Source organism: Acidovorax sp. KNOB132 (assembly GCF_057541515.1).
In genome coordinates this window covers 1-4,513 of sequence record NZ_BAAJYT010000278.1, presented here as the reverse complement: position 1 = coordinate 4,513, position 4,513 = coordinate 1, and the positions used below count along the sequence as shown (strand labels likewise).

At 69.5% G+C, this 4,513-nt stretch carries 6 protein-coding genes; 2 read left to right on the top strand and 4 right to left on the bottom strand.

Features of this window, described 5'->3' with window-relative positions; translation table 11 throughout:
- Positions 1-145: 145 nt before the first annotated feature.
- Positions 146-877 (top strand): monofunctional biosynthetic peptidoglycan transglycosylase, encoded by a 732-nt coding sequence (gene mtgA / locus AC27IO_RS20900; RefSeq protein WP_284425846.1) that lies wholly within the window; start codon positions 146-148, stop codon positions 875-877.
- 67 nt (positions 878-944) lie between these two features.
- Here the strand turns inward: mtgA and AC27IO_RS20895 are convergent, their stop codons facing one another.
- From AC27IO_RS20895 to AC27IO_RS20880, 4 genes are all read right to left on the bottom strand, one after another.
- Positions 945-1,742, bottom strand: coding sequence for an IclR family transcriptional regulator domain-containing protein (locus tag AC27IO_RS20895; protein ID WP_272567234.1), 798 nt, complete (start codon positions 1,740-1,742; stop codon positions 945-947).
- A 73-nt stretch (positions 1,743-1,815) separates the two neighbouring features.
- The gene (locus tag AC27IO_RS20890) at positions 1,816-2,610 is read right to left on the bottom strand and encodes an HpcH/HpaI aldolase family protein (protein ID WP_284405282.1); all 795 of its coding nucleotides are present in this window, start codon (positions 2,608-2,610) and stop codon (positions 1,816-1,818) included.
- Positions 2,607-2,966: a cupin domain-containing protein gene (locus tag AC27IO_RS20885; protein ID WP_272567232.1), complete on the bottom strand. Its 360-nt coding sequence runs from the start codon at positions 2,964-2,966 to the stop codon at positions 2,607-2,609. Before AC27IO_RS20885 ends, AC27IO_RS20890 begins: the two co-directional genes overlap by 4 nt.
- Positions 2,963-3,946, bottom strand: coding sequence for a Bug family tripartite tricarboxylate transporter substrate binding protein (locus tag AC27IO_RS20880; protein ID WP_272567231.1), 984 nt, complete (start codon positions 3,944-3,946; stop codon positions 2,963-2,965). Before AC27IO_RS20880 ends, AC27IO_RS20885 begins: the two co-directional genes overlap by 4 nt.
- Before the next feature lie 212 nt (positions 3,947-4,158).
- Between AC27IO_RS20880 and AC27IO_RS20875 the strand changes: the two genes are divergently transcribed.
- The coding region (locus AC27IO_RS20875; RefSeq protein WP_498740554.1) for a 1-acyl-sn-glycerol-3-phosphate acyltransferase at positions 4,159-4,513 on the top strand (355 nt) is incomplete at its 3' end.

The following is a 4,513-nucleotide window of genomic DNA, read 5'->3' as shown; positions in this document are numbered from 1 at the left end:
TGTTCCTGGCGGCCGGCGACGACATCCGCCGCTGCTGCACCAGTTCGCGCAGCTTCCTGAAAGAGCCGAACCAGCAGGTGCTGGCCGAGCTGCGCGCCGCCATGGCCGCCGGCCACTGACCCGCCCTCTGGGAAGAGACCACGGCATGAAAGGCTTGCTGCGTTGGATCGGGCTGGTGCTGCTGGCCTTCGTGGCGCTGCAGGTGTTCTTCGTCGGCCGCATCGCGGCCATGGTGGCGATCGACCCCGAATCCACCGCCTTCCAGCGCTCGGAGGCCTGGGGCCAGGTCGCCCACGGCACGCTGCAATGGCGCCAGCAGTGGGTGCCCTACGGCCAGATCGCCGACACCCTCAAGCGCGCGGTGATCGCCTCGGAGGACGACGGCTTCGTCAACCACGACGGCGTGGACTGGAACGCGATCGAAAAGGCCTGGGAGCGCAACGCCCGCGCCGAGGCCCAGGCCGCCAAGCGCCAGGAGCTGCAGCCCGACCGGCCGGTGCGCAACCCCAAGATCCGCGGCGGCTCCACCATCACCCAGCAGCTGGCCAAGAACCTGCTGCTGTCGGGCGAACGAACGCTGCTGCGCAAGGGGCAGGAGTTCGTGCTCACGCTGGCGCTGGAGCAGTTGCTGAGCAAGCAGCGCATCCTGGAGATCTACCTCAACAGCGTGGAATGGGGCGATGGCGTGTTCGGGGCCGAGGCCGCCGCGCAGCACTACTTTCGCAAGAGCGCCTCGAAGCTCAGCGCGGCCGAGGCCGCCCGGCTGGCGGTGATGCTGCCGCAGCCCAAGCGCTTCGAGAAGGCGCCGGGCTCGGCCTACCTCTCCGGCCGCACGCGCGTGATTCTGGGACGCATGGGCTCGGCGGAACTTCCCTGAGACGGCCTTGGGATGGCCTTGAGGGTGAGCGCGGCGCGCCGTCCCCTCATGCCCCAAGGCAGCCGGGTCAGACGTGCGGGCCGTTCAGCGCCTCGCCCAGCTGGCCGGGCATGATGGCCGCTTCTTCCCCGATGCGGTCCGCCGTGGCCTGCACCAGGGGCAGGAAACGCTTGAGCATGCGCTCGTCCATCTGGCTGGCGAACGTCGAATACACCAGCGTACCGCGCAACACCCCGCCGCCGAACACCGGCACCGCGAAGGCCGTGCTCTCGGCATTGCTGCGCGCGTGGCGGATGGCGTAGCCCTGGCGCCGCGTCTGCTGCACGATCTTGCGCATCGCCCACAGGTCGGTGATCTTCTGGCTTTCGTCGCCATTCAGGTTGGCCGACTCCACCAGGATGCGGCGCTCCGCCCGGCTGCAGAACGACAGGTAGGTGCGGCCCAGCGCGGACGGGATCAGCTCGTAGCGGCGCCCCAGGCTGGAGGGCCGGATCGCGTACGGGCTGTAGGGCATGGTGCAGAACACCACGCGGATCTGGTGCCCTTCGATCACCCCCAGGGACAGCGGCCACTTGATCTGGCGCGTGGTGGCGATCATCAGCGGCGCGGCCACTTCGGCCAGGCGCAGCTTTTCGTTGATGCCGCTGCTCAGGTTGCCCACGGCGAGCGTGAGCTGGTATTGCCCATAGGCGTGCGGATCGCTGCGCACGTATTTCTCGGACTCCAGCGTGCTCAGCAGGCGGTGCAGGGTCGATTTGGCCAGGCCGGTGCGCTGATGCAACTCCTGCAGGCTCCAGGTGGATCGCTCGTTCATCACGCGAAGGATGAGCAGCGCTCGCTGCACGGAACGGACTTCGGTACTCATGTTTCTCTCTCGGTCTCGGGTTGGGCAGTATGGCGCACGCCATACACCCCGCGCAATATGTAGTACCAGGGGGTCAGGCGGCGATGGATTCCAGCGCGCCCGCCATGGCCTGCCGTGCCGCGGCGCGAAGCAGCGCCTGGTCGGAGCCCACGACGAAGAAAGCGATGCCCAGCGCCCGCAGGCCGGCCACCTGCGCGGCATCGGACACGAAGCACCCCACGGCGCACTGCGCGGCGCGCCCGGCGGCGCACACCCGGGCGATGGCCTCGGCCACGCGCGGATCGCCCGGGCCGTCGGCCCCCAGGGACACGGCCAGGTCGGCCGGCCCGACGAACAGGCAGTCCACGCCCGGCACGGCCGCGATCTCCCGCGCCTGCGCCACGGCCTCGCCGCTTTCGATCTGCACGATCACTGCGGTGTGCGCATCGCTCAGCCGAAGGTGGTCGGCCATGCTCCGCTGGCCGTAGCCGCCGGCGCGCGGCGAGGCCGAATAGCCCCGGGTGCCGCCGTAGCGCGCCGCACGCACGACTTCGAGCGCGATGGCGGCGGAGTCTACGTGCGGCACCATCACCCCGGCCGCGCCCATGTCCAGCGCCTGCTGGATGGCCGCGCCGCGCGGATAGGGCACGCGCACCAGCACCGGCAGGGCGCACGCGCGCGCCGCGAGCAGGCTGCGGTCTAGGCTCTCCGGCCCGAAGGGCGCATGCTCGGCATCGAGCACGAGGGTGTCCAGGCCCGTGGCAGCGAGCACCTCCACCGTCTGGTGCGAGGTGGTCTTCACGAACGTGGCGAACAGAAAATCGCCCGCCACCAGCCGCTCGCGCAGGGACGGGGCCTCATCGGCGGCGCCGGGGCGGGCCGCCGTCATGCCAGGTATTCCGGGCGCGCGGGGGTGAAGACGTCGAGATTGAGCACCGGCTCGTCGCCCACCACGATGCCGTGGTGCATGGCGTTGGGAGGCACCACCAGCAGGCTTCCCGGGCCCAGGCGCACCACCTGGCCCTCCACGTAGAAGTCGATCTGGCCCGCCAGGATGTACACCACCTGCTCATGGGGATGGGAATGCGGACGTGGCTCGTGGCCCGGCAGCAGCCGGTGCAGCGCGAGCGTGACGTGCTCGCTGCCGAATGCCTTGCGTTCGATGCCGTGGCGCACGGGCTTCCATTCCATTGCATTCCAATCGACGCTGTTCAGCGCCATGGGCAGGGGGTGTGGGGCGTTCATTCGGAGGAAATTCCCAGCGACTTGATGGTGGAAGACCACAGCCGGTAGTCAGCCTGCAGGATCTCGCGCAATTGAACCGGGTCCACGGGCGCCCGCACCATGCCCAGGCCCTTGAGCCGCTCGGCGACCTCGGGCAGGCCGGTCACCCGGTTGATCTCGTGGTTGATGAGGGCGCGGCGCGCCACGTCCAGCCCCTTGGGCGCGAACACGCCGTACCAGTTGGTGACCTCGAAGCCCTTGAGCGTCTCGGCCGCGCTGGGCACGTCGGGCAGCAGGTCGGAGCGGGTCTTTTCGGTGACGGCGATCAGGCGCACCTTGCCGGCCTGCGCATGCGGCAGCAGCAACGAGGCGCCGCCCGCGAACATCTGGCATTCGCCCTGCAGCAGTGCGGCGACGGCCGGGCCGCCGCCCTTGTAGGGCACGTGCACGATGTCCAGTTGCGCCGTCTTGGCCAGCAGCGCGAGCGTGAGGTGGTTGTGGGTGCCAATGCCGCCCGAGGCGTAGTTGAGCTTGCCCGGGTTGGCGCGGATGTAGGCCAGCAGTTCGGGGAAGGTGCGCGCCGGCACGCTGGGCGAGACGGCGATGACGTTGATCGCGTAGGCCAGCATGGCCACGGTGTCGAAATCGTTCATCGGATCGAACGCCAACTGCTTGTACAGGCTGCCATTCATGGCATGCGTGGACATGGCGCCGATCTCGAGGGTGTAGCCGTCGGCCGGGGACCGGGCCACCAGCGCGGCGCCCAGGTTGCCGCCCGCGCCGGCCATGTTCTCCACCACCATCGGCTGGCCGCTGGCGGGGAACAGGTGCTTGGACAGCAGCCGCCCGAGGATGTCGGTCGAGCCGCCCGGCGCGAACGGCACGATCAGGCGCACGGGGTGGGTGGGAAAGTCGGCGCCGGCCTGCGCCCTCGCCAGCATGGGCAAGGCGCCCGAGGCACCCAGAACCAGGGCCTGGCGGCGTGTGGTCGAAACGTTCATGGAGAAACTCCCTGCTTTTTTTAGCGGAATCGCCGCAGTGAAGCGGTACGGACAGTCTAGAAGTGGCCTCGCGAAAGGGAAGCGCGAACTTGGAAAATTCCACTTCGCAGAACGGATCTTCCCGGTGCGCGGCCGGCCCGTGGCAGGGAGCTCGGCGGCCCACGGTGCAGGCCGGCGCGGGCCCCCTGCCACGCCCCCGTATCATCGCCGCCATGCTTTCCAAGTTGATGAGCCTTTTCCTACTCGGGCTGGTGCGATTTCTCACCGGTTCCCAGGCCCGCTGGTACGGCTGCCCGCCCAAGGCCGAGCAACGCATCTATTTCGCCAACCACCAGAGCCACGCCGACCTGGTGATGATCTGGGCCGCGCTGCCCCAGGAGCTGCGCAGCATCACCCGCCCCATCGCTGCCAAGGACTACTGGACCAAGACGCCCTTTCGGCACTGGATCACCTCGGCGGTCTTCAACGCCGTGTACGTGGACCGCCAGTCGGGCACGCCTGCCGCGGTGCCACCGGCGGCGCCGGGCGCCGAAACGGCCGCCCTGGACCCTGCCCCGCCGGCCCCGG

Bases quoted from the DNA above. Each gene is read 5' to 3' on its own strand.
- mtgA (WP_284425846.1), top strand. From the start codon at position 146: ATGAAAGGCTTGCTGCGTTGGATCGGGCTGGTGCTGCTGGCCTTCGTG.
- AC27IO_RS20895 (WP_272567234.1), bottom strand. From the start codon at position 1,742: ATGAGTACCGAAGTCCGTTCCGTGCAGCGAGCGCTGCTCATCCTTCGC.
- AC27IO_RS20890 (WP_284405282.1), bottom strand. From the start codon at position 2,610: ATGACGGCGGCCCGCCCCGGCGCCGCCGATGAGGCCCCGTCCCTGCGC.
- AC27IO_RS20885 (WP_272567232.1), bottom strand. From the start codon at position 2,966: ATGAACGCCCCACACCCCCTGCCCATGGCGCTGAACAGCGTCGATTGG.
- AC27IO_RS20880 (WP_272567231.1), bottom strand. From the start codon at position 3,946: ATGAACGTTTCGACCACACGCCGCCAGGCCCTGGTTCTGGGTGCCTCG.